This window comes from Pantoea nemavictus, from assembly GCF_037479095.1.
GTDB lineage: Bacteria > Pseudomonadota > Gammaproteobacteria > Enterobacterales > Enterobacteriaceae > Pantoea > Pantoea nemavictus.
The window spans coordinates 1,984,664-2,001,905 of record NZ_JBBGZW010000001.1; the positions used below are offsets into that span (position 1 = coordinate 1,984,664).

Genomic DNA, 17,242 nt, shown 5'->3' on the forward strand with positions numbered 1-17,242 from the left:
CCATGCAACTGCCTTTGGTGTTATTAGGCGGCACATTATGTGATGGCGCACTGTGGCAACCGCTTTGTCGCCATCTGCCGCAGCAACCGGTGATCATTCCCGAGATGGGAGGGGCCGAGAGTGCTGAACAGTTGGCGGCGCAGCTGCTGGCCGATTTACCTGCACGCTTTCTACTGGCGGGGTTTTCGTTAGGCGCATTAGTGGCGCTGGAGATGCAAGCGCAAGCCGCAGCGCGCATCGCTGGCCTGGCGTTGCTGGCAGTCAATCCGCTGGCTGATGCGCCGCTAAATGCCGCGAACCGCATTGCCTTACTTTCTCATGCCGAGCAAGCCGGGATGCAGCCAATTGTTGAACAAATGTGGCCGCGTTACGTCCATGCTTCGCGGCTAGCGGATCGCGCGCTGCTGCGCACGCTGGTTGAGATGGCTGAACGCACCAGCGTTGAGCGCTTTCGCCAGCAAACGGCAATCGCTATTCAACGTCGCGACCTGCGGCACACACTACTGTCGCTACATGCTCCGTTGCTGATCCTCAACGGCGACAGCGACGCCATCTGCACACCTGAACATCATCGTCTGCTCGTCAAGGCCGCACCCGCGGCCCGACACATCACCCTTGAGCAGTGCGGACACTTTCTGCTGCTGGAGCGGCCGCAGGCCTGTGCCAGCGCGCTGCAAACCTGGATTGAGGAGAGCGAATTATGCGTATCAACCCTTTAAAACAACGACATGAGCCGATCATTAATGGCTGGCTGGCGATTCCCAGCAGCTACAGCGCTGAGATAGCCGGGCATCAGGGCTACGACGCAGTAACCGTTGACCTGCAACATGGCCTGATAGATTTTGCCGCCGCGCTCACTATGTTGCAGGCGCTTTCATCTACGCCCACTACGCCGCTGGTGCGCGTTTCGCACAACGAACCGGCACAAATCATGCGCATGCTGGATGCCGGAGCCTACGGCATTATCTGCCCGATGATTAACGATGCCGCCGAGGCGCAGCAGTTTGTCGACGCCTGTCGCTATGCGCCGCAAGGTTCGCGCTCATTTGGCCCGGCACGTGCGCTGCTATACGGCGGCAAAGATTATCCACAGCACGCCAACCAGCAAATTTTGACGCTGGCGATGATCGAAACCCACGCCGGGCTGGCCAATCTGGATGCCATTCTCGACGTTGACGGGCTGGATGGCGTGTTTATCGGTCCAAACGATCTCTCTCTGACGCTTACCGGCCAGGCCAGCGCCGAATCGCAACATCCTGAGATGCTGAATGCTATCGAACGCGTACTTAGCCGCACTCGCGCCTGCCATAAGCTGGCCGGGATTTTTTGTACCAGCGGAGAAGCCGCCGCACAGCGTATTGCGCAGGGCTTTCAACTGGTGACACCCGCTAACGATGTAATGCAACTCACCCATGCAGCACGCCATGCCGTTGCTACCGCGCGTGGTGAGGTGATGCCGGTACGTTCCGGTTCTGGTTACTAAGGAGAAGATGATGAAACAGCAAACGTTGTCTAAAGAAGCAGCACGTGCGCGCCTGATTGCGCCAGAAGATATGGTGTCGTGCAATTTGGCGTTTATCGACTGCAAACTGCCGGGATCGCATCTGAAGCAGAATTATTCGTTTATCGGGCCGGGCGTCACACAGTCGTCTGAGCAGGTTATTAATATTCCCGAAGCACACGGTTTTAATATTGGCGCCGCAGCCATGCCGAAAGGTGTTACCAACAATCTGCATCTGCATTTCACCGCCGAAGTGTTCCTGATCCATGAAGGCCGCTGGCGTTTTCGCTGGGGCAACAAAGGTGAAGAGTCACTGGAGCTTGAAGCGCCGGCGATTGTTAGCCTGCCGACTTGGATTTTCCGCGGGTTCACCAACGTTTCAGCCACCGATACCGATGGTTGGGTATTTACCGTACTCGGAGGTGATAATACCGGCGGTATTATCTGGCATCCCGATGTGATGTCGGCTGCGGCGGAATATGGACTCTATCTCAGCCCCAATAACATGCTTATCGATACCTCAACCGGCGCGGCAATTCCCGATGTCGCTGAACGTATGCCGCCGCTGCCCGATGCAGAGATGGCAAAGCTCGATCACTTCTCACCGCAGCAAATGGCGCAATTTGCCGTTACTGGCGAGCAGCGCGCGTGGAGCGAGTGCGCATTGTTGGATGCGATGTTGCCTGATCACGGCGCGCGTTTGGCACCCGTTATCGGCTACGGCATCAGCCAGGATCGTCAGGTCACTCCGCCGATAAGTTCGCCACATGGCTTCTCCGTAGAGTGGCTGGCGCTACCCAAGAAGGGCGAAATGGGCTTACACCGCTGTGAACAGGTGCAAGTGTTGATGGTGTTTAAGGGCACGCTTAGCGTCACGTTCAACCGTGATGGCGAAGAAGTCACTATTACCGCGCCAGAACGTTCGGTGGTTTCCGTGCCAGCAGGCAGCTGGCGTCGCTATCAAGCACAAAATGATGATTGCGAAGTGGTGATCACCACCGCAGGTGACGAACGGAAAAAGCTGGAGTGGGATAAAGCGATTGTCGATGCCGCAACAGAGCTGGGCTGGGGGCTCGATCCAGATGGCTATCTGGTACGTTTGGCGCTGTTACCGCTGGTGGCACAGCGGGCTGGCCGAAGACTGGCCACGCAGGAAGCATAAAAGACCAACGGCCAGCATAAGCGCTGGCCGTTTCTTGATGCCTTAAGGTTTCATCACCTGATCATAGCTGCCGCCATCGGCAAAGTGGGTTTTCTGGGCTTGCGTCCAGCCACCAAACTTGCTGTCGATCGTGAACAGTTTCACCGGCGCGAATTTATCAGCAAACTTCTTCGCCACGGCTTCATCACGCGGACGGTAGAAATTCTCGGCGGCGATGGTCTGGCCTTCCGGTGAGTAGAGATACTTGAGGTAATCTTCGGCCACTTTACGCGTGCCCTGCTCATCAACCACTTTATCCACCACCGAAACCGTTGGCTCGGCCAGAATCGATTCGCTCGGCGTAACGATTTCAAACTTGTCTTTACCCAGCTTATCGACCGCCAGATACGCTTCGTTTTCCCACGCAATCAGCACGTCACCAATGCCACGCTCAACGAAGGTATTGGTTGCGCCGCGTGCGCCTGAATCCTGTACTTCAACATTCTTAAACAGCGATTTCACGTAAGCCTGTGCTTTGGCCTGATCGCCATGGTTCTGATCCAGCGCCCAACCCCAGGCAGCCAAATAGTTCCAGCGTGCGCCGCCCGACGTTTTTGGGTTTGGTGTGATGACAGAAACACCCGGTTTGATCAGATCTGGCCAATCATGAATGCCTTTCGGGTTGCCTTTGCGTACCAGGAACACGATGGTCGAGGTGTATGGTGCAGAGTTGTCTGGCAGGCGTTTGATCCAATCTTTATTGATACGACCACGGTCAGCAATAGCATCTACATCGGATTGCAGCGCCAGCGTAACCACATCAGCACGAATGCCATTGATCACGGAAGTCGCTTGTTTACCCGATCCGCCGTGCGACTGGCGAATCACTACGTTGTCGCCGGTTTCCTGCTTGTAGTGGGCGCTAAATGCTTTGTTGTACTGCTCGTACAGCTCACGGGTGGGATCGTAAGAGACGTTTAACAGCTGAATATCCTTTGCCAGAACACTGGTTGAAGCCAGTAACAGGGTGACACCAATACTCCACTTATTCATTGCTTGCTCTCCCGAGGTCGTTATAGAACAAGACTGACACAAACTTATCCATGGATTAAAGAATTAAAAATAAGCTGTTATAACCTTACGGAATATGAACAGGCATAAAAAAGGCGCGAATCTCGTCGCGCCTTGATGATAATGATTAGTAGAGTTTTTTCGCGGTATCCAGCCAGTCGCGTTTAAATGGACGCTTCATGTTTTCAATCGCGTCGATGATGTCGTGATGCACCATCTTCTCGTTCTGAATACCGACGCAGCGGCCGCCATAACCCTGCAGCAGCAGTTCAATAGAGTATGAACCCATGCGTGACGCCAGGATGCGGTCATATGCACAAGGAGCGCCACCACGCTGAATATGGCCGAGCACGGTCGCGCGCGTTTCGCGTTTGGTTTCAGCTTCGATGAAATGCGCTAAATCGTCGATATCACAGATGTGCTCGGTGATCGCCACAATGGCGTGCTTTTTACCTTTAGCAATGCCGGCTTTGATTTCAGAAACCAGCTCTTCACGCGTATAAGGAATCTCTGGCAGAACGATGAATTCACAACCACCCGCAATCGCTGCCGCCAGCGTCAAATCACCGCAATAACGGCCCATCACTTCGACGATAGAAATACGCTGGTGTGAAGATGAGGTGTCGCGCAGACGGTCAATAGCTTCAACCACCGTTTCCAGCGCTGTGAAGTAGCCGATGGTGTAATCAGTGCCCGCTACGTCGTTATCGATGGTGCCCGGCAAGCCGATGCATGGGAAGCCCATTTCGGTCAGGCGCTTAGCACCCATATATGAACCATCCCCACCGATAACCACCAGCGCATCAATACCGCGCTTTTTCATGTTATCAATCGCAGTCTGGCGCACTTCATCGTTACGGAATTCTGGGAAGCGCGCGGAGCCGAGGAAGGTGCCGCCGCGGTTGATCATGTCTGACACGCTATAGCGGTCGAGGTTGATCATGCGATCTTCGTACAAACCCAGATAGCCGTCGTAAATACCAAAAACTTCCAGTCCTTCACTCAGCGCGGAACGTACAACTCCGCGAATGGCTGCGTTCATGCCTGGGGCGTCGCCGCCGCTGGTCAGTACTCCGATTTTTTTGATCATGACAACCTCTGGATTGTTCAAAACTAAGGATTATTCCTGCCATGTGTCTGGCGTGGAGCAGCTCGCGATCGCATGGCTTAATAGTTGCAGATAGTATATCAAAGGCTTGCTGCTGAATTGATTCAGGTCAGACAAGTTTTCGCTAATTTTTTACAGAGTTGTTAGCGTTACGTCACTTTCTTTGTGTAATTGCATGATTTTAAATCGCTAACCTTGAAAAAAGCCGTGTTGGTTACTCGGCACAACTGAACAGGGATCTTGATGGATGATCACGTCTGAGCCGGGAAACTTCTTTAGTAATGCCTGCTCAATTTGATCGGCCACCTGATGCGCCTGCACTAAAGGTAACTGATCTTCCATCTCCAGATGCAGCTGGATAAAACGCGTGGGCCCCGATTGTCGCGTGCGTAACGCATGTGCACCGCGTACGCCCGGCCAGTTGCTCACCACGTTAATAATCTCCTGCGTTTCATGCTCGGGCAGTACGCGGTCTAACAGCGCTTGTACTGCGTCATAACCCATTCGTAACGCGTTATAGAGAATATAAACACCGATGCCGAGCGCGAACAAAGCATCAGCCCGTACAAAACCATAGCTGCTTAAACCGAGTGCGACCAATATTGCACCGTTCATTACCACATCAGATTGATAGTGCAGCATGTCAGCCCGAATCGCCTGGCTGCGTGTACGACGCACCACCCAGCGCTGAAAAGCGACCAATGTCAAAGTGGAAAACAACGCAATGACCGTCACGACGATACCTACCAGCGGCGCATTTAACGTTTCAGGTGACGCCAAATGCTGAATGCCGGTAAGAAACAGAAACAGCGCCGAGCCTGAAATAAACATGCTCTGTGCCAGCGCGGCCAGTGATTCCGCTTTACCGTGCCCAAAGGTGTGATCGTCATCGGCAGGCTGCAGTGAATATCGCACCACCAGCAAGTTGGTAAGAGAAGCCGCGATATCCACCAAAGAATCCACTAGCGCCGCCAACATACTGACCGAACCGGTATGCCACCAGGCAAAAATTTTCACAATCAACAGCAATGTGGCCAGCGTGGTTGCCGCCAGCGCCGCCCGATTGACTAATTTTGCATAGGAAGAATCCATGCTATGCCTCGCCGGGTCGCACATAGCAAAGGTGCGGCCATTTAATCCTAAGATGGCTAAAGTTTATCATCGGCAGAAGTGTGCTGCGTGGTTGAATTTTAAGGCAATGATGTTAGAGAGAAATGACAGACAAAAAAAACCCCGCCATCATGGCGGGGAAGACAGGGATGGTGTCTATGGCAAGGAAAACAGGGATACTATGTTACTGGTTACTGCTGGTACTACTCACTGCTTGCAGCGGTGATGATGGCTGCAATCCTGAGAGCCGACGCACTTCAGCGAGTCGTCGCTCATAATTCTTCTGCAATGTCGCTTGCTGTGCAGGCGTTAGCAGGTGGTACATCTGATTACGAACCCGAGCCATCTCGACTTGCTGCTCTACCGCTGCGCGGGCTTGTTTCTCTGCCTGCTGTCGAATAGCCGATTCGTTAAATTTGTCTGCAATGACAAGGTCATGCATAGTTTCTATGTCTTGAACGCTGATTGTTGGGCGCTCATGGCGCGCTTGCTGCATCAGGTCTCGCATCTGTTGCCGCTGCTGTTCAGTCAGCTCAATGCCGTCGAACATGTAGCTTTGCGGATTTTGCGTCATACTGCCTGTCGTCAATCCGCTGTTCGGATGCATCTCGTCAATCGTCGTCGTGTCTGCTGCTTCGGCGCTGGCCTGACTGAGAACCATCGCTGAGGCAATGACGACGGCGGTTAAGTAGCGCATCGTTAACTCCCAGTTCGTTCCGTTTTGCGATTCAACGAGAGCCAGTGTACGGCGATGGCTGCAAACATCCGTCAGGGGGTGTAAAACTACGTAAAGCGTTGGATTGCAAGTCAAGGAACACGGTATTTTGCCTGCGGAGGGCAATAAAAAATGAATAAAATCCTGTTGGTTGATGATGACCGCGAATTAACTTCGCTGCTTAAAGAACTGCTTGAGATGGAAGGTTTTGAGGTGATTGTGGCAAGCGATGGTGAGCAGGCTCTCAACCTGTTAGACAACACCGTAGACTTGCTATTGCTTGATGTGATGATGCCGAAGAAGAACGGTATCGACACTTTGAAAGAACTACGCCAACAGCACCAAACTCCAGTCATTATGCTGACTGCACGTGGCAGCGAACTGGATCGCGTTCTCGGCCTTGAACTGGGCGCGGACGACTATCTGCCTAAACCGTTTAACGATCGCGAACTGGTGGCGCGTATCCGTGCCATTTTGCGCCGTTCAAACTGGAGCGAGCAGCAACAGCAGCACGATAACAGCTCACCGACGTTAGAAGTTGACTGCTTGCGCCTGAATCCAGGCCGTCAGGAAGCCAGCTTCGATAGCGAAACGCTGGATCTCACCGGCACCGAATTCACCCTACTCTATTTGCTGGCACAGCATCTGGGTCAGGTGGTTTCGCGTGAGCACCTAAGTCAGGAAGTGTTAGGTAAACGCTTGACACCTTTTGACCGTGCTATCGATATGCACATCTCTAACCTGCGTCGTAAATTGCCGGAACGTCGTGATGGTCACCCGTGGTTTAAAACCCTGCGCGGACGCGGCTATCTGATGGTTTCGGCATCATGATTGGAAGTTTAACCACCCGCATCTTCGCCATCTTCTGGCTCACGCTAGCGCTGGTGTTGATGCTGGTTTTAATGGTGCCCAAACTTGATTCGCGCCAGATGACCGCGTTACTGGAGAGCGAGCAGCGTCAGGGCACCATGATCGAACAACACGTTGAAGCGGAGCTGTCTCAGGACCCACCAAACGACTTGATGTGGTGGCGTCGTCTGTTCCGCTCCATCGACAAATGGGCACCGCCCGGTCAGCGTTTGCTGCTGGTAACCAGCGAAGGCCGTGTGATTGGCGCGCAGCACAATGAAATGCAGATTATCCGCAACTTTATTGGCCAGTCTGATAATGCCGATCATCCGCAGAAGAAGAAGTATGGTCGCGTTGAGATGGTAGGACCGTTCGCCGTTCGCGATGGCGAAGACAACTATCAGCTGTACCTGATTCGTCCGGCCACCAGCTCGCAGCTTGATTTCGTAAATCTGCTGTTTGACCGCCCGCTGTTGCTGCTGATTGTCACTATGTTGATCAGCTCGCCGCTGCTGCTTTGGCTAGCATGGAGTTTGGCGCGCCCAGCCCGCAAACTTAAATATGCTGCAGATGAAGTGGCAAGCGGTAATTTGCGTCAGCATCCGGAACTGGAATCAGGGCCGCAGGAGTTTCTGGCCGCGGGTTCAAGCTTCAACCAAATGGTGAGCGCACTCGAACGCATGATGACCGCTCAGCAGCGCTTGCTGTCTGACATCAGCCACGAATTGCGGACACCATTAACTCGCCTGCAGCTGGCAACCGCGCTGCTACGCCGACGTAATGGTGAGGGCAAAGAGTTGCAGCGTATTGAAACTGAAGCGCAGCGTCTTGATGGCATGATTAACGATTTGTTGGTGCTGTCACGCACGCAGCACAACAATGCGCTGGTTAGCGAAGCGATGAAAGCCAACCAGCTGTGGAACGGCGTGCTGGAAGATGCCAAATTTGAAGCCGAGCAGATGGGGAAAATGATGGATGTGCCCTATCCGCCTGGCCCATGGCCGCTGTACGGAAACCCGCACGCGTTGGAGAGTGCGTTGGAGAATATCGTGCGTAATGCTTTGCGCTATTCTAATTCGCACATCAGCGTTAGCTTTTCGGTGGATATTGAGGGTATCACTATCCATGTCGATGATGATGGTCCGGGTGTCAGCCCAGAAGATCGCGAGCAGATATTCCGTCCGTTCTATCGTACTGATGAAGCGCGCGATCGTGAATCCGGCGGTACCGGTTTAGGTCTGGCGATCGTTGAAACTGCCGTTCAGCAGCATCGCGGTTGGGTCAAAGCCGATGATAGCCCGTTAGGCGGCTTACGCCTCACGCTGTGGTTACCGCTGTACTCCGCCCGCCAATAATTTGTTATGCTTCGGCCCTCGTTTCTGGGGGCCTTATGCTAAACATTGTTTTATTTGAACCTGAAATCCCGCCAAATACCGGCAACATCATCCGCCTGTGCGCGAATACCGGTTTCCAGTTACACCTTATCGAGCCGCTTGGTTTTGCCTGGGATGATAAGCGCCTGCGCCGTGCCGGGTTGGATTATCACGAATACACCGCTTTGAAAAAACACGCTAATTACGCGGCATTTATTGCAGCTGAAACCCCACAGCGTATGTTCGCCCTCACTACCAAAGGTACGCCTGCACACAGCGCGGTGAGCTATCAAAAGGGGGATTATCTGGTGTTTGGTCCGGAGAGCCGTGGCTTACCCGCAGAGATGCTCGACGCGTTGCCAGCCGAGCAGAAAATCCGTATCCCTATGATGGCAGAAAGCCGCAGCATGAATCTGTCTAATGCAGTTTCGGTAGTGGTGTATGAAGCGTGGCGCCAACTCGATTATGCTGGCGCGCTGATTAAAGGCTAGATGCCGTCGCCGTATTCAAAGCCCGCACCATTGAAGTGCTGATCCATATCCATCGACGGTTTATCACTGGTCGGTTTGCCAACAATACGTGCAGGCACACCGGCCGCCGTAGTATGCGGCGGCACGGGTTGCAGGACGACAGAACCGGCACCAATTTTCGCACCGCGTCCCACTTCAATATTGCCCAGAATCTTGGCGCCCGCGCCAATCATCACCCCTTCACGAATTTTTGGATGGCGATCGCCGCTGGTTTTGCCGGTACCGCCGAGCGTCACCGATTGCAGTATTGAAACATCATTTTCAATGATGGCGGTTTCACCGATGACGATACCCGTAGCATGGTCGAGCATGATACCGCGTCCAATGCGCGCCGCCGGGTGAATATCCACGGCAAATGAGACGGAGATTTCATTCTGCAAATAAACAGCCAGCGCGCGGCGCCCCTCTTTCCACAACCAGTGACCGATGCGATAAGCTTGCAGTGCATGAAAGCCTTTCAGATAGAGCAGCGGCGTGGAGTACTTATCAACCGCTGGGTCACGCTGACGTACCGCCTGGATATCATAAGCCGCAGAAACAATCATTTCCGGATCTTCGCGGTAGGCTTCTTCCACGATTTCGCGAATGGCGATAGCGGGCATAATGGGATTTGCCAGCTTATTGGCAAGCATATAGCTGAGGGCGCTACCGAGGTTTTCGTGCTTGAGCAATGTCGCATGGTAAAAGCTGGCCAGCATCGGTTCACAGTCAGCCAGCGCGCGGGCTTCGGCTTTGATATGGTTCCAGACCAGTTCTAACTCTTCAGACGACATTGCTGTTTGCTCCCGATAAAAAAAGCGCCTGATAGGGCGCTACAGGTGGTGACGCTGGCGCATCCTGCTTCAGCTTTGGCTGTTTTCGTCCTTCCTTGCACGGCCAAGTAAAGTCAATGCTGCCTCTCGCGCAGATTTTCCGCAATAGAGCACCTGATAAATCTGTTCAGTAATCGGCATTTCAACGCCAACACGAGCCGCTAATGCTTTGACTTCTTTAGTATTTCTATAGCCCTCTACAACTTGTCCGATAATGCGTTGCGCATCCTCCACGCCTTCACCTTGCCCCAGCATCATGCCGAAACGACGGTTACGTGACTGGTTATCGGTACACGTCAGCACCAGATCGCCCAAGCCTGCCATGCCCATAAAGGTGGTGGCATCGGCCCCAAGCGCTGCGCCAAGCCGGCTCATTTCCGTCAGGCCACGTGTAATCAGTGCGGTTCGCGCATTGGCACCAAAGCCAATTCCGTCAGAAATCCCGGCACCAATCGCAATCACATTCTTCACCGCGCCGCCTAACTGCACGCCGATGAAATCCTGATTGTTGTAAACGCGGAAACTTTTGCCGCAATGCAGCTTTTGCTGCAGATCTTCAGCGAACTGCGCGTCGGTTGATGCCAGCGCAATAGCAGTTGGCATGCCTGCAGCCAACTCTTTGGCAAAGGTTGGCCCGGAAATCACCGCTAACGGAATCGCATCCCCGAGGATTTCACGCGCCACATCCTGCAGCAAACGACCGGTCTCTTTCTCCAGACCTTTGGTTGCCCAGACAATCCGCGAATCGGCACGCAAATGCGGCTTTAGCTGCGTTAATACATCACCAAAGACATGGCTTGGCACCACAACCAACAGATCGCGGCTGGCATTAACCACTTTCGCCAGATCGGCTTCAGGAACGAGATTATCAGGGAAAGGAACATCGGGTAGGAAAGCGGCATTGCAGCGGTCTGCTTGCAACTGCGCCACGCTTTGTGGGTTGTGGCCCCAAAGCAGAACTGGATGGCCATTGCGGGCCAGCGTGATGGCCAATGCGGTGCCGTACGAGCCGGCACCGATCACGCTAATTGAAGCGTTGAGTGTAGTCATCAGGCATCCTGATGTGGCGCTTCGCCTTCACCTTGCTGCTGCAGATAATTCATGAACAGCGCATCAAAGTTAACTGGCGCCAGGTTGAGCTGCGGGAAAGTACCACGAGACACAAGACTGGTTACGCATTCACGTGCGTACGGGAACAGAATGTTCGGGCAGTAAGCACCGAGGCAATGCGCCATCTGCGTACCTTCAATACCGCTGATAGTGAAAATACCGGCCTGCTGAACTTCGCACAGGAATGCGGTTTCTTCGCCAACGGTTGCCGTTACGGTGACACGCAGAACAACTTCAAAAACGCCGTCAGCCAACTGAGAAGAGGCGGTATCCAGATCCAGCTTAACTTCTGGTTCCCACTCTTTCTGGAAAACCTGTGGCGCGTTTGGCGCTTCGTAAGAGACATCTTTGGTATATACACGTTGAATCTGGAACTGCATTTCGCTGTTGCTTTGTTCTGACATGTGACTAAATCCTGTGAGTTAAAATTGTCTGACCGAAAAGTTATGCCTGGAGTAAAGGATCAAGTCCCTGACGCCCATCCAGCGCGTAAAGATCGTCACAGCCGCCAATGTGCTGCGCATCAATAAAAATCTGCGGCACCGTGGTTCGGCCGCTGCGTTGAATCATCTCTTCACGTTTCGCCGCGTTCCCGTCAATGGGAATCTCCTGGAACGACACGCCTTTCTGATCCAACAGCGCCTTTGCACGGTGGCAATAAGGACAAGTGACTTTGGTGTAGATCTCAACATTCGCCATACGGTTACCTCTGAGAAGTTATTTACCGCGCACCAGTGGCAGATTTTCACCACTCCAGCCGCTCACGCCATCCTTCAATACGGAGACTTTCTCGAAACCTGCAGCGCTTAATTTAGCCGCAGATTCACCCGCACTTTGACCGGTAGCGCAAACTACAATTATGGGTTGTGACTTATGCTTTTCCAGCTCGCCAAAACTCTCTTTTTTGATGTCTGCTGCCGCTACGTTGATAGCCCCAGAAATGTGTCCTTTGCGGTAGTCGTCACGTGAACGAACGTCTACCACCACCGCGTCCTCTTTATTAATCAGGTGGGTTGCTTCACCACGACTGATGGTTTTTACCTTAGAGAACATACCTTTAACGGTGGTCACAATCACGAGAACGAGTAAAGCAACCCATGCCAGACTGAGGATGGGGTGATTGCTTGCAAACTGCATAATTTCTTGCATGAGGGGTAACGACTCCAAACCGGGCTGATAAGCTAAAACAAGGGTTCTGAGTATACCTGCGCCACTTCGCATGTACAGTCGCTAAGGGGACAGAGTTACGATTTGTGCGTCATTTTCCAAAAAAAGTGTTCTAATCCCAAAATTAAGACAAAGTTTATGCTGGTAAGCTCGGTACAGACATTTTTAGCAAAGTAAAACCCGGCCGGGCTAACTGGTAAGCGGCTGTTCATCGTGGAATAATTATCGACTATGAAGGGAAAAGCGACCGTTACACACACAAGGACCCGTCACAACGGCACTGCGCATCCGTTGTCATTCCGCTGGTCCGAAATCTCCCTGAGTCTGCTTCTGGCGGGCACACTGTTAATACCTGCTGCTGCTCGCAGTGCGGATGACAGCAAAACGCAGTTGAAGTCTATTCAACAGGACATTGCCGAGAAAGAGAAAAGCGTTAAAGCGCAAAAGCTTCAGCGCAGTAAACTGTTGGACCAGCTGCAAAGTCAGGAAAAGGTGATCGCGCAAGCTAGCCGTCAACTGCGTGAAACACGCAATAGCCTGAGCACGCTTGATGGGGAAATTACCCAGATTACGTCATCAATTTCTCGTCTGGAAAAGCAGCAAGCACAGCAGGAAAAACTGCTGGCGCAGCAGCTTGATGCCGCCTTCCGTCAGGGACAACACAACGGTTTGCAGTTACTGCTTGGTGGTGAAGAAGCTCAACGCAGTGAGCGTATTCTTGCCTATTTCGGCTATCTCAACGCCGCACGTCAGAAAAACATCGACGATCTCAAGCAAACTCAGCAGCAATTGGCCGAACAGCGTCAGGCATTACAAGGTAAGCAAGACCAACAAAAATCCTTGTTAGCTCAGCAGCAAACGCAACAAGACAAACTGCAAGTGGCCAGCGCAGCGCGTAAGAAAACGCTCAGCGTGCTGGAAAGCTCGCTGGAAAAAGATCAGGCCGATTTGGTTGAGATGCGCGAGAACGAAAGCCGTCTGCAAAGCAAAATCGCCAAGGCTGAACGTGAAGCGCGTGAACGTGCCGAACGCGAAGCGCGCGAGGCCGAGAAGGTGCGCCAGCGTCAGGCGCAAGCGAAAGCCAAAGGATCCAGTTATCAGCCAACGCAGAGTGAACGCGAGCTGATGGCGCGTACCGGTGGATTAGGCAAACCCGGCGGGCAAGCGGTTTGGCCGGTACGTGGACGTATTGAACATCGCTTCGGTGAATCGATGCAGGGCGAACTGCGCTGGAAAGGCCTGGTGGTTGATGCGCCAGAAGGCACCGAAGTGAAAGCCATCGCTGATGGACGGGTATTAATGGCCGACTGGCTGCAAGGCTACGGTCTGGTTGTCGTACTGGAACACGGTAAAGGCGACATGAGCCTTTATGGTTACAACCAAAGTGCACTGGTGAGCGTAGGTGCTCAGGTGAAGGCAGGACAGCCTATCGCCCTTGTGGGCACCAGCGGCGGCCGCGGCACGCCTTCGCTCTACTTTGAAATCCGACGTCAAGGACAGGCCGTCAATCCACTACCGTGGTTAGGAAGATAAGTTTTGTTTCAACCCTTTAAGCTCTCGGCCGCCCTGTGCGGCCTGTTTATGACACTTTCCGCCCATGCGGGCAAACTCTCCATCGTGATCGATGACTTTGGTTACCGGCCGGTTGAAGAGAATAAAGTGCTGCAGATGCCTACGGCAATTTCTGTTGCGGTATTGCCCAATGCGCCACATGCGCGCGCGATGGCCACAAAGGCGCATCAGGGCGGCCGCGAAGTGCTGATCCATCTGCCAATGGCTCCACTCAGTAAACAGCCGCTGGAGAAGGACACGCTGACGCCGGAGATGAGCAGCGCCGAGATCGAGCGCATCATTCGTGAAGCCAGTAGCAAAGTGCCCTACGCGGTTGGGCTGAATAATCACATGGGCAGTAAAATGACCTCCAGCCTGCCCGGCATGCAGAAAGTGATGCAGGTGCTCAATCACTACAACTATTACTTTCTCGATAGCATGACGATTGGTAACAGCCAGTCGATTCCGGCAGCGCAAGGCACAAACGTTAAAGTGCTGAAACGTCGGGTATTCCTCGATGATAGCCAGAACGAAGCCGCCATCCGCACGCAATTCACCCGCGCAGTGAAGCTGGCACAGCGCGATGGTTATGCCATCGCCATTGGTCATCCGCATCCTACAACGGTGCGCGTACTGCAGCAGATGTTGCCGTCCTTACCCGCCGATATTACGCTGGTGCGCCCAAGTCAGCTGCTGAATGAGCCGCTGCATCACGGCTCAACCTCGTCGCCTGCTAAAAACCTACCACTACCAGATTCACGTTTCCGCGCGCCGGGCGTGTGTAAGGCTGGCAAGCCGTTGCCGCCGGTGCCACAGAGCTATGCTGTTGAGTTGGTCAGTGGAAGTATTGCGCAGAGCCAGCTGGTTAAGTCCTTAAAACTGCTCTTTTGATATCGGGACAAATGTACTCAATGAGAAAAAAGATCCTGCTACTGGATACCGGTCGCGAATGGGGCGGTGGCACCAACAGTATGCTTGAGTTGCTCAAGCGCATTGATCGTCAGAAGTTTGATATCACCTGCTGTTTTTATAACAATTATTCTCGCGGCAACAGAGAAACAATTGAGTCAATTTTAAGTTCAGTTGGCATTCCTGTTGTATTTATCACCCAATGCCGTCAGCCGAAATGGGCGAAAATCAGTAAAGAGTTACTGCGCACACTATTTATTTTCAACCGTTCCCTGAAGAAAGAGATGATAGGTCGGATTGATGAAAAATGGCGTGTGTTACCCAATGCCCATCACATATCGTCAATTTTGCAGGCCGGGCAATATGACGCGCTGTATATGAATAATCAACCCAGCACTAATGTTGAAGGCTATCGCGCCGCTCAGGGTTTACGGGTTGCACTTATTCAGCACTGCCGCATTGAGCCGCAATTGAGTTCGGGATTAGTTAAAATGGTGAATGAACGCGTTGATGCCATTATTGCCGTTTCCCATGGTGTGAATCAAACACTGCGCCAGAGTGGCGTTGATGCGCAGCGTTGTTTTACTGTCTCGAACGCTATCGATATCCATCAGGCGTTGCCGAGTCGTGAGGAAGTACGCGAGCGTTTTGCTTATCCGCCTGATACGTTCATTTTTGGTTCAATTGGTTCACTTATTACGCGCAAAGCGAACCATCATATTTTCCAGGCGCTAAGCCTATTCAAGCGCGCTCATCCTGATGCCAAATGGAAAATGGTGGTGGTAGGATCTGGACCTGAGCATGAAAACCTCATTCAACTTGCACGTAAAGAGAATATTGAGACGCATATTGTTTTTACTGGCTTTCAAAACAATCCGTTGGACTATCTTGCTGCATTCGATGCCTTTATTCTCGCCTCGCGAAGTGAAGGCTTACCACGCGTCGTACTTGAAGCAATGCTGGTAAAAACGGCTGTTATCGGCTCAAATGTGGTGGGAACCGCAGAGTTAATTAATCACGACGAGACAGGGTTAATTTTTGAATACGGCGAAATTGATCAATTAAGCGCTCACCTCACCGCCCTATGGCAAGACACAAGTTTACGTCAGCGTTTGATCAACACCGCACAGATACGCGTTCGCGAAAGCTACGCCATCGAGAACTATGTTGCAGGTGTTGAAAGGATTTTGGATGAGAGTATTGAAAAACGGTTAGCTGTTTAGGTATTCATTTCAAGATTCTCCGGCCAGATGGCCGGAGAACTGATTAATCCCAGCTCAATACCACTTTGCCGGATCGCCCCGAACGCATCTCATCAAAGCCCTGTTGGAACGCATCAATGTGATAACGATGGGTAATGATTGGCGTTAGATCGAGGCCAGACTGTACCAGTGCGGCCATTTTGTACCAGGTTTCAAACATCTCACGGCCGTAAATGCCTTTGATGAATAACCCCTTAAAGATCACCTGATTCCAGTCAATGGACATTTCGCCCGGTGGAATTCCCAGCAGCGCGATGCGGCCGCCGTGGTTCATGACGTCCAGCAAGGTACGAAACGCGGGTGGCGCACCGGACATTTCCAGTCCAACATCAAAGCCTTCGGTCATGCCAAGTTCGGCCATCACGTCACGCAGATTCTCCTGCGCCACATTAACCGCACGCGTTACGCCCATTTTACGCGCCAGCTCGAGGCGATATTCATTGATATCGGTGATCACCACATGGCGTGCGCCGACGTGCTTACACACCGCCGCCGCCATAATACCAATCGGGCCGGCACCGGAAATCAGTACATCTTCACCGACTAAATCAAACGACAGCGCGGTGTGAACCGCATTGCCAAAGGGATCGAAAATGGCCGCCAGCTCATCAGAGATATTGTCGGGAATCTTGAAAGCATTAAAAGCCGGGATCACCAGATATTCGGCGAAGCAGCCCTGACGATTGACGCCGACACCGACCGTATTGCGGCATAAATGGGTGCGTCCCGCACGGCAGTTACGGCAATGACCGCAGGTGATGTGGCCTTCACCGGAGACGCGATCGCCAATGGCAAAACCTTTCACTTCCTGCCCCATGCCCACCACTTCACCCACATATTCGTGTCCGGTGATCATCGGTACCGGAATGGTTTTGCGTGACCAGTCGTCCCAGTTATAGATGTGCACGTCGGTGCCGCAGATGGCGGTTTTGCGGATCTTAATCAGCAGGTCATTGTGGCCCGGCTCCGGAATCGGTGCGTCGTTGACCATCCAGATGCCTTCTTCAGCTTTTAATTTGGCGAGTGCTTTCAT

19 protein-coding genes are annotated in these 17,242 nt (G+C 52.8%); 9 read left to right on the plus strand and 10 right to left on the minus strand.

The genetic code is table 11. The features are described from left to right. The first annotated feature begins 2 nt into the window (after window positions 1-2). Genes WH298_RS09090 through WH298_RS09100 form a run of 3 tightly spaced genes read left to right on the plus strand, consistent with a single transcriptional unit; the run spans window position 3 to window position 2,663 of the window. Window positions 3-719 (plus strand): alpha/beta fold hydrolase, encoded by a 717-nt coding sequence (locus WH298_RS09090; RefSeq protein ID WP_180822699.1) that lies wholly within the window; start codon window positions 3-5, stop codon window positions 717-719. Continuing rightward, on the plus strand, window positions 701-1,483 hold the full coding sequence (locus WH298_RS09095) for an HpcH/HpaI aldolase family protein (RefSeq protein ID WP_180822700.1): 783 nt from the start codon (window positions 701-703) through the stop codon (window positions 1,481-1,483). The genes WH298_RS09090 and WH298_RS09095 overlap by 19 nt, the downstream gene beginning before the upstream one ends. A 10-nt stretch (window positions 1,484-1,493) precedes the next feature. Further along, window positions 1,494-2,663 (plus strand): cupin domain-containing protein, encoded by a 1,170-nt coding sequence (locus WH298_RS09100; protein WP_180822701.1) that lies wholly within the window; start codon window positions 1,494-1,496, stop codon window positions 2,661-2,663. Between the two features lie 42 nt (window positions 2,664-2,705). On the opposite strand, the gene WH298_RS09105 is transcribed toward WH298_RS09100, so the two are convergent. From WH298_RS09105 to cpxP, 4 genes are all read right to left on the minus strand, one after another. After that, window positions 2,706-3,695 (minus strand): sulfate ABC transporter substrate-binding protein, encoded by a 990-nt coding sequence (locus WH298_RS09105; protein WP_180822702.1) that lies wholly within the window; start codon window positions 3,693-3,695, stop codon window positions 2,706-2,708. A 145-nt stretch (window positions 3,696-3,840) separates the two neighbouring features. Continuing rightward, window positions 3,841-4,803 (minus strand): 6-phosphofructokinase, encoded by a 963-nt coding sequence (gene pfkA / locus WH298_RS09110; protein WP_007885343.1) that lies wholly within the window; start codon window positions 4,801-4,803, stop codon window positions 3,841-3,843. Window positions 4,804-5,010: 207 nt separating this feature from the next. Continuing rightward, a complete protein-coding gene (gene fieF, locus WH298_RS09115; protein ID WP_007885341.1) occupies window positions 5,011-5,913 on the minus strand; it encodes a CDF family cation-efflux transporter FieF in 903 nt (300 codons plus the stop codon). 202 nt (window positions 5,914-6,115) lie between these two features. Continuing rightward, window positions 6,116-6,628 (minus strand): cell-envelope stress modulator CpxP, encoded by a 513-nt coding sequence (cpxP, locus tag WH298_RS09120; RefSeq protein WP_007885340.1) that lies wholly within the window; start codon window positions 6,626-6,628, stop codon window positions 6,116-6,118. 150 nt (window positions 6,629-6,778) lie between these two features. Between cpxP and cpxR the strand changes: the two genes are divergently transcribed. Genes cpxR through trmL form a run of 3 tightly spaced genes read left to right on the plus strand, consistent with a single transcriptional unit; the run spans window position 6,779 to window position 9,359 of the window. Next, a complete protein-coding gene (gene cpxR, locus WH298_RS09125) occupies window positions 6,779-7,477 on the plus strand; it encodes an envelope stress response regulator transcription factor CpxR (RefSeq protein WP_007885339.1) in 699 nt (232 codons plus the stop codon). Next, a complete protein-coding gene (cpxA, locus tag WH298_RS09130; protein WP_007885338.1) occupies window positions 7,474-8,850 on the plus strand; it encodes an envelope stress sensor histidine kinase CpxA in 1,377 nt (458 codons plus the stop codon). Before cpxR ends, cpxA begins: the two co-directional genes overlap by 4 nt. Window positions 8,851-8,885: 35 nt before the next feature. After that, the gene (trmL, locus tag WH298_RS09135) at window positions 8,886-9,359 is read left to right on the plus strand and encodes a tRNA (uridine(34)/cytosine(34)/5-carboxymethylaminomethyluridine(34)-2'-O)-methyltransferase TrmL (protein ID WP_180822703.1); all 474 of its coding nucleotides are present in this window, start codon (window positions 8,886-8,888) and stop codon (window positions 9,357-9,359) included. On the opposite strand, the gene cysE is transcribed toward trmL, so the two are convergent. The 5 genes from cysE to WH298_RS09160 all read right to left on the minus strand — a co-directional run bounded on the left by cysE (window position 9,356) and on the right by WH298_RS09160 (window position 12,469). Beyond that, complete coding sequence (cysE, locus tag WH298_RS09140; RefSeq protein WP_007885334.1) at window positions 9,356-10,171, minus strand: serine O-acetyltransferase; 816 nt, start codon at window positions 10,169-10,171, stop codon at window positions 9,356-9,358. The genes trmL and cysE overlap by 4 nt on opposite strands. Window positions 10,172-10,240: 69 nt before the next feature. Next, a complete protein-coding gene (gene gpsA / locus WH298_RS09145; RefSeq protein WP_007885332.1) occupies window positions 10,241-11,260 on the minus strand; it encodes an NAD(P)H-dependent glycerol-3-phosphate dehydrogenase in 1,020 nt (339 codons plus the stop codon). Further along, window positions 11,260-11,724: a protein-export chaperone SecB gene (gene secB / locus WH298_RS09150; protein WP_007885330.1), complete on the minus strand. Its 465-nt coding sequence runs from the start codon at window positions 11,722-11,724 to the stop codon at window positions 11,260-11,262. Before secB ends, gpsA begins: the two co-directional genes overlap by 1 nt. 40 nt (window positions 11,725-11,764) lie before the next feature. Further along, window positions 11,765-12,019 carry a glutaredoxin 3 gene (gene grxC, locus WH298_RS09155; protein WP_007885328.1) on the minus strand — a complete coding sequence of 85 codons (255 nt, stop codon included), beginning with the start codon at window positions 12,017-12,019 and terminating at the stop codon, window positions 11,765-11,767. 18 nt (window positions 12,020-12,037) lie between these two features. Further along, window positions 12,038-12,469: a rhodanese-like domain-containing protein gene (locus WH298_RS09160; RefSeq protein ID WP_007885326.1), complete on the minus strand. Its 432-nt coding sequence runs from the start codon at window positions 12,467-12,469 to the stop codon at window positions 12,038-12,040. A gap of 249 nt (window positions 12,470-12,718) precedes the next feature. Between WH298_RS09160 and envC the strand changes: the two genes are divergently transcribed. From envC to WH298_RS09175, 3 genes are read left to right on the plus strand one after another with little or no spacing between them, the layout of a single operon-like run. Continuing rightward, on the plus strand, window positions 12,719-14,020 hold the full coding sequence (gene envC, locus WH298_RS09165) for a murein hydrolase activator EnvC (RefSeq protein WP_180822704.1): 1,302 nt from the start codon (window positions 12,719-12,721) through the stop codon (window positions 14,018-14,020). A 3-nt stretch (window positions 14,021-14,023) separates the two neighbouring features. Beyond that, on the plus strand, window positions 14,024-14,929 hold the full coding sequence (locus WH298_RS09170; protein ID WP_422616027.1) for a divergent polysaccharide deacetylase family protein: 906 nt from the start codon (window positions 14,024-14,026) through the stop codon (window positions 14,927-14,929). Between the two features lie 20 nt (window positions 14,930-14,949). Then, window positions 14,950-16,170, plus strand: a complete 1,221-nt coding sequence (locus WH298_RS09175; RefSeq protein WP_422616028.1) for a glycosyltransferase — start codon at window positions 14,950-14,952, stop codon at window positions 16,168-16,170. A gap of 43 nt (window positions 16,171-16,213) precedes the next feature. Here the strand turns inward: WH298_RS09175 and tdh are convergent, their stop codons facing one another. Next, window positions 16,214-17,242, minus strand: coding sequence for an L-threonine 3-dehydrogenase (tdh, locus tag WH298_RS09180; protein ID WP_007885311.1), 1,029 nt, complete (start codon window positions 17,240-17,242; stop codon window positions 16,214-16,216).

What these genes read in the sequence shown, in the direction of transcription:
- WH298_RS09175 (WP_422616028.1), top strand. Translation starts at nt 14,950, where the DNA reads ATGAGAAAAAAGATCCTGCTACTGGATACCGGTCGCGAATGGGGCGGT.
- secB (WP_007885330.1), bottom strand. Translation starts at nt 11,724, where the DNA reads ATGTCAGAACAAAGCAACAGCGAAATGCAGTTCCAGATTCAACGTGTA.
- cysE (WP_007885334.1), bottom strand. Translation starts at nt 10,171, where the DNA reads ATGTCGTCTGAAGAGTTAGAACTGGTCTGGAACCATATCAAAGCCGAA.
- gpsA (WP_007885332.1), bottom strand. Translation starts at nt 11,260, where the DNA reads ATGACTACACTCAACGCTTCAATTAGCGTGATCGGTGCCGGCTCGTAC.
- cpxA (WP_007885338.1), top strand. Translation starts at nt 7,474, where the DNA reads ATGATTGGAAGTTTAACCACCCGCATCTTCGCCATCTTCTGGCTCACG.
- WH298_RS09095 (WP_180822700.1), top strand. Translation starts at nt 701, where the DNA reads ATGCGTATCAACCCTTTAAAACAACGACATGAGCCGATCATTAATGGC.
- cpxR (WP_007885339.1), top strand. Translation starts at nt 6,779, where the DNA reads ATGAATAAAATCCTGTTGGTTGATGATGACCGCGAATTAACTTCGCTG.
- fieF (WP_007885341.1), bottom strand. Translation starts at nt 5,913, where the DNA reads ATGGATTCTTCCTATGCAAAATTAGTCAATCGGGCGGCGCTGGCGGCA.
- tdh (WP_007885311.1), bottom strand. Translation starts at nt 17,242, where the DNA reads ATGAAAGCACTCGCCAAATTAAAAGCTGAAGAAGGCATCTGGATGGTC.
- cpxP (WP_007885340.1), bottom strand. Translation starts at nt 6,628, where the DNA reads ATGCGCTACTTAACCGCCGTCGTCATTGCCTCAGCGATGGTTCTCAGT.
- WH298_RS09090 (WP_180822699.1), top strand. Translation starts at nt 3, where the DNA reads ATGCAACTGCCTTTGGTGTTATTAGGCGGCACATTATGTGATGGCGCA.
- WH298_RS09105 (WP_180822702.1), bottom strand. Translation starts at nt 3,695, where the DNA reads ATGAATAAGTGGAGTATTGGTGTCACCCTGTTACTGGCTTCAACCAGT.
- trmL (WP_180822703.1), top strand. Translation starts at nt 8,886, where the DNA reads ATGCTAAACATTGTTTTATTTGAACCTGAAATCCCGCCAAATACCGGC.
- WH298_RS09160 (WP_007885326.1), bottom strand. Translation starts at nt 12,469, where the DNA reads ATGCAAGAAATTATGCAGTTTGCAAGCAATCACCCCATCCTCAGTCTG.
- pfkA (WP_007885343.1), bottom strand. Translation starts at nt 4,803, where the DNA reads ATGATCAAAAAAATCGGAGTACTGACCAGCGGCGGCGACGCCCCAGGC.
- WH298_RS09100 (WP_180822701.1), top strand. Translation starts at nt 1,494, where the DNA reads ATGAAACAGCAAACGTTGTCTAAAGAAGCAGCACGTGCGCGCCTGATT.
- grxC (WP_007885328.1), bottom strand. Translation starts at nt 12,019, where the DNA reads ATGGCGAATGTTGAGATCTACACCAAAGTCACTTGTCCTTATTGCCAC.
- envC (WP_180822704.1), top strand. Translation starts at nt 12,719, where the DNA reads ATGAAGGGAAAAGCGACCGTTACACACACAAGGACCCGTCACAACGGC.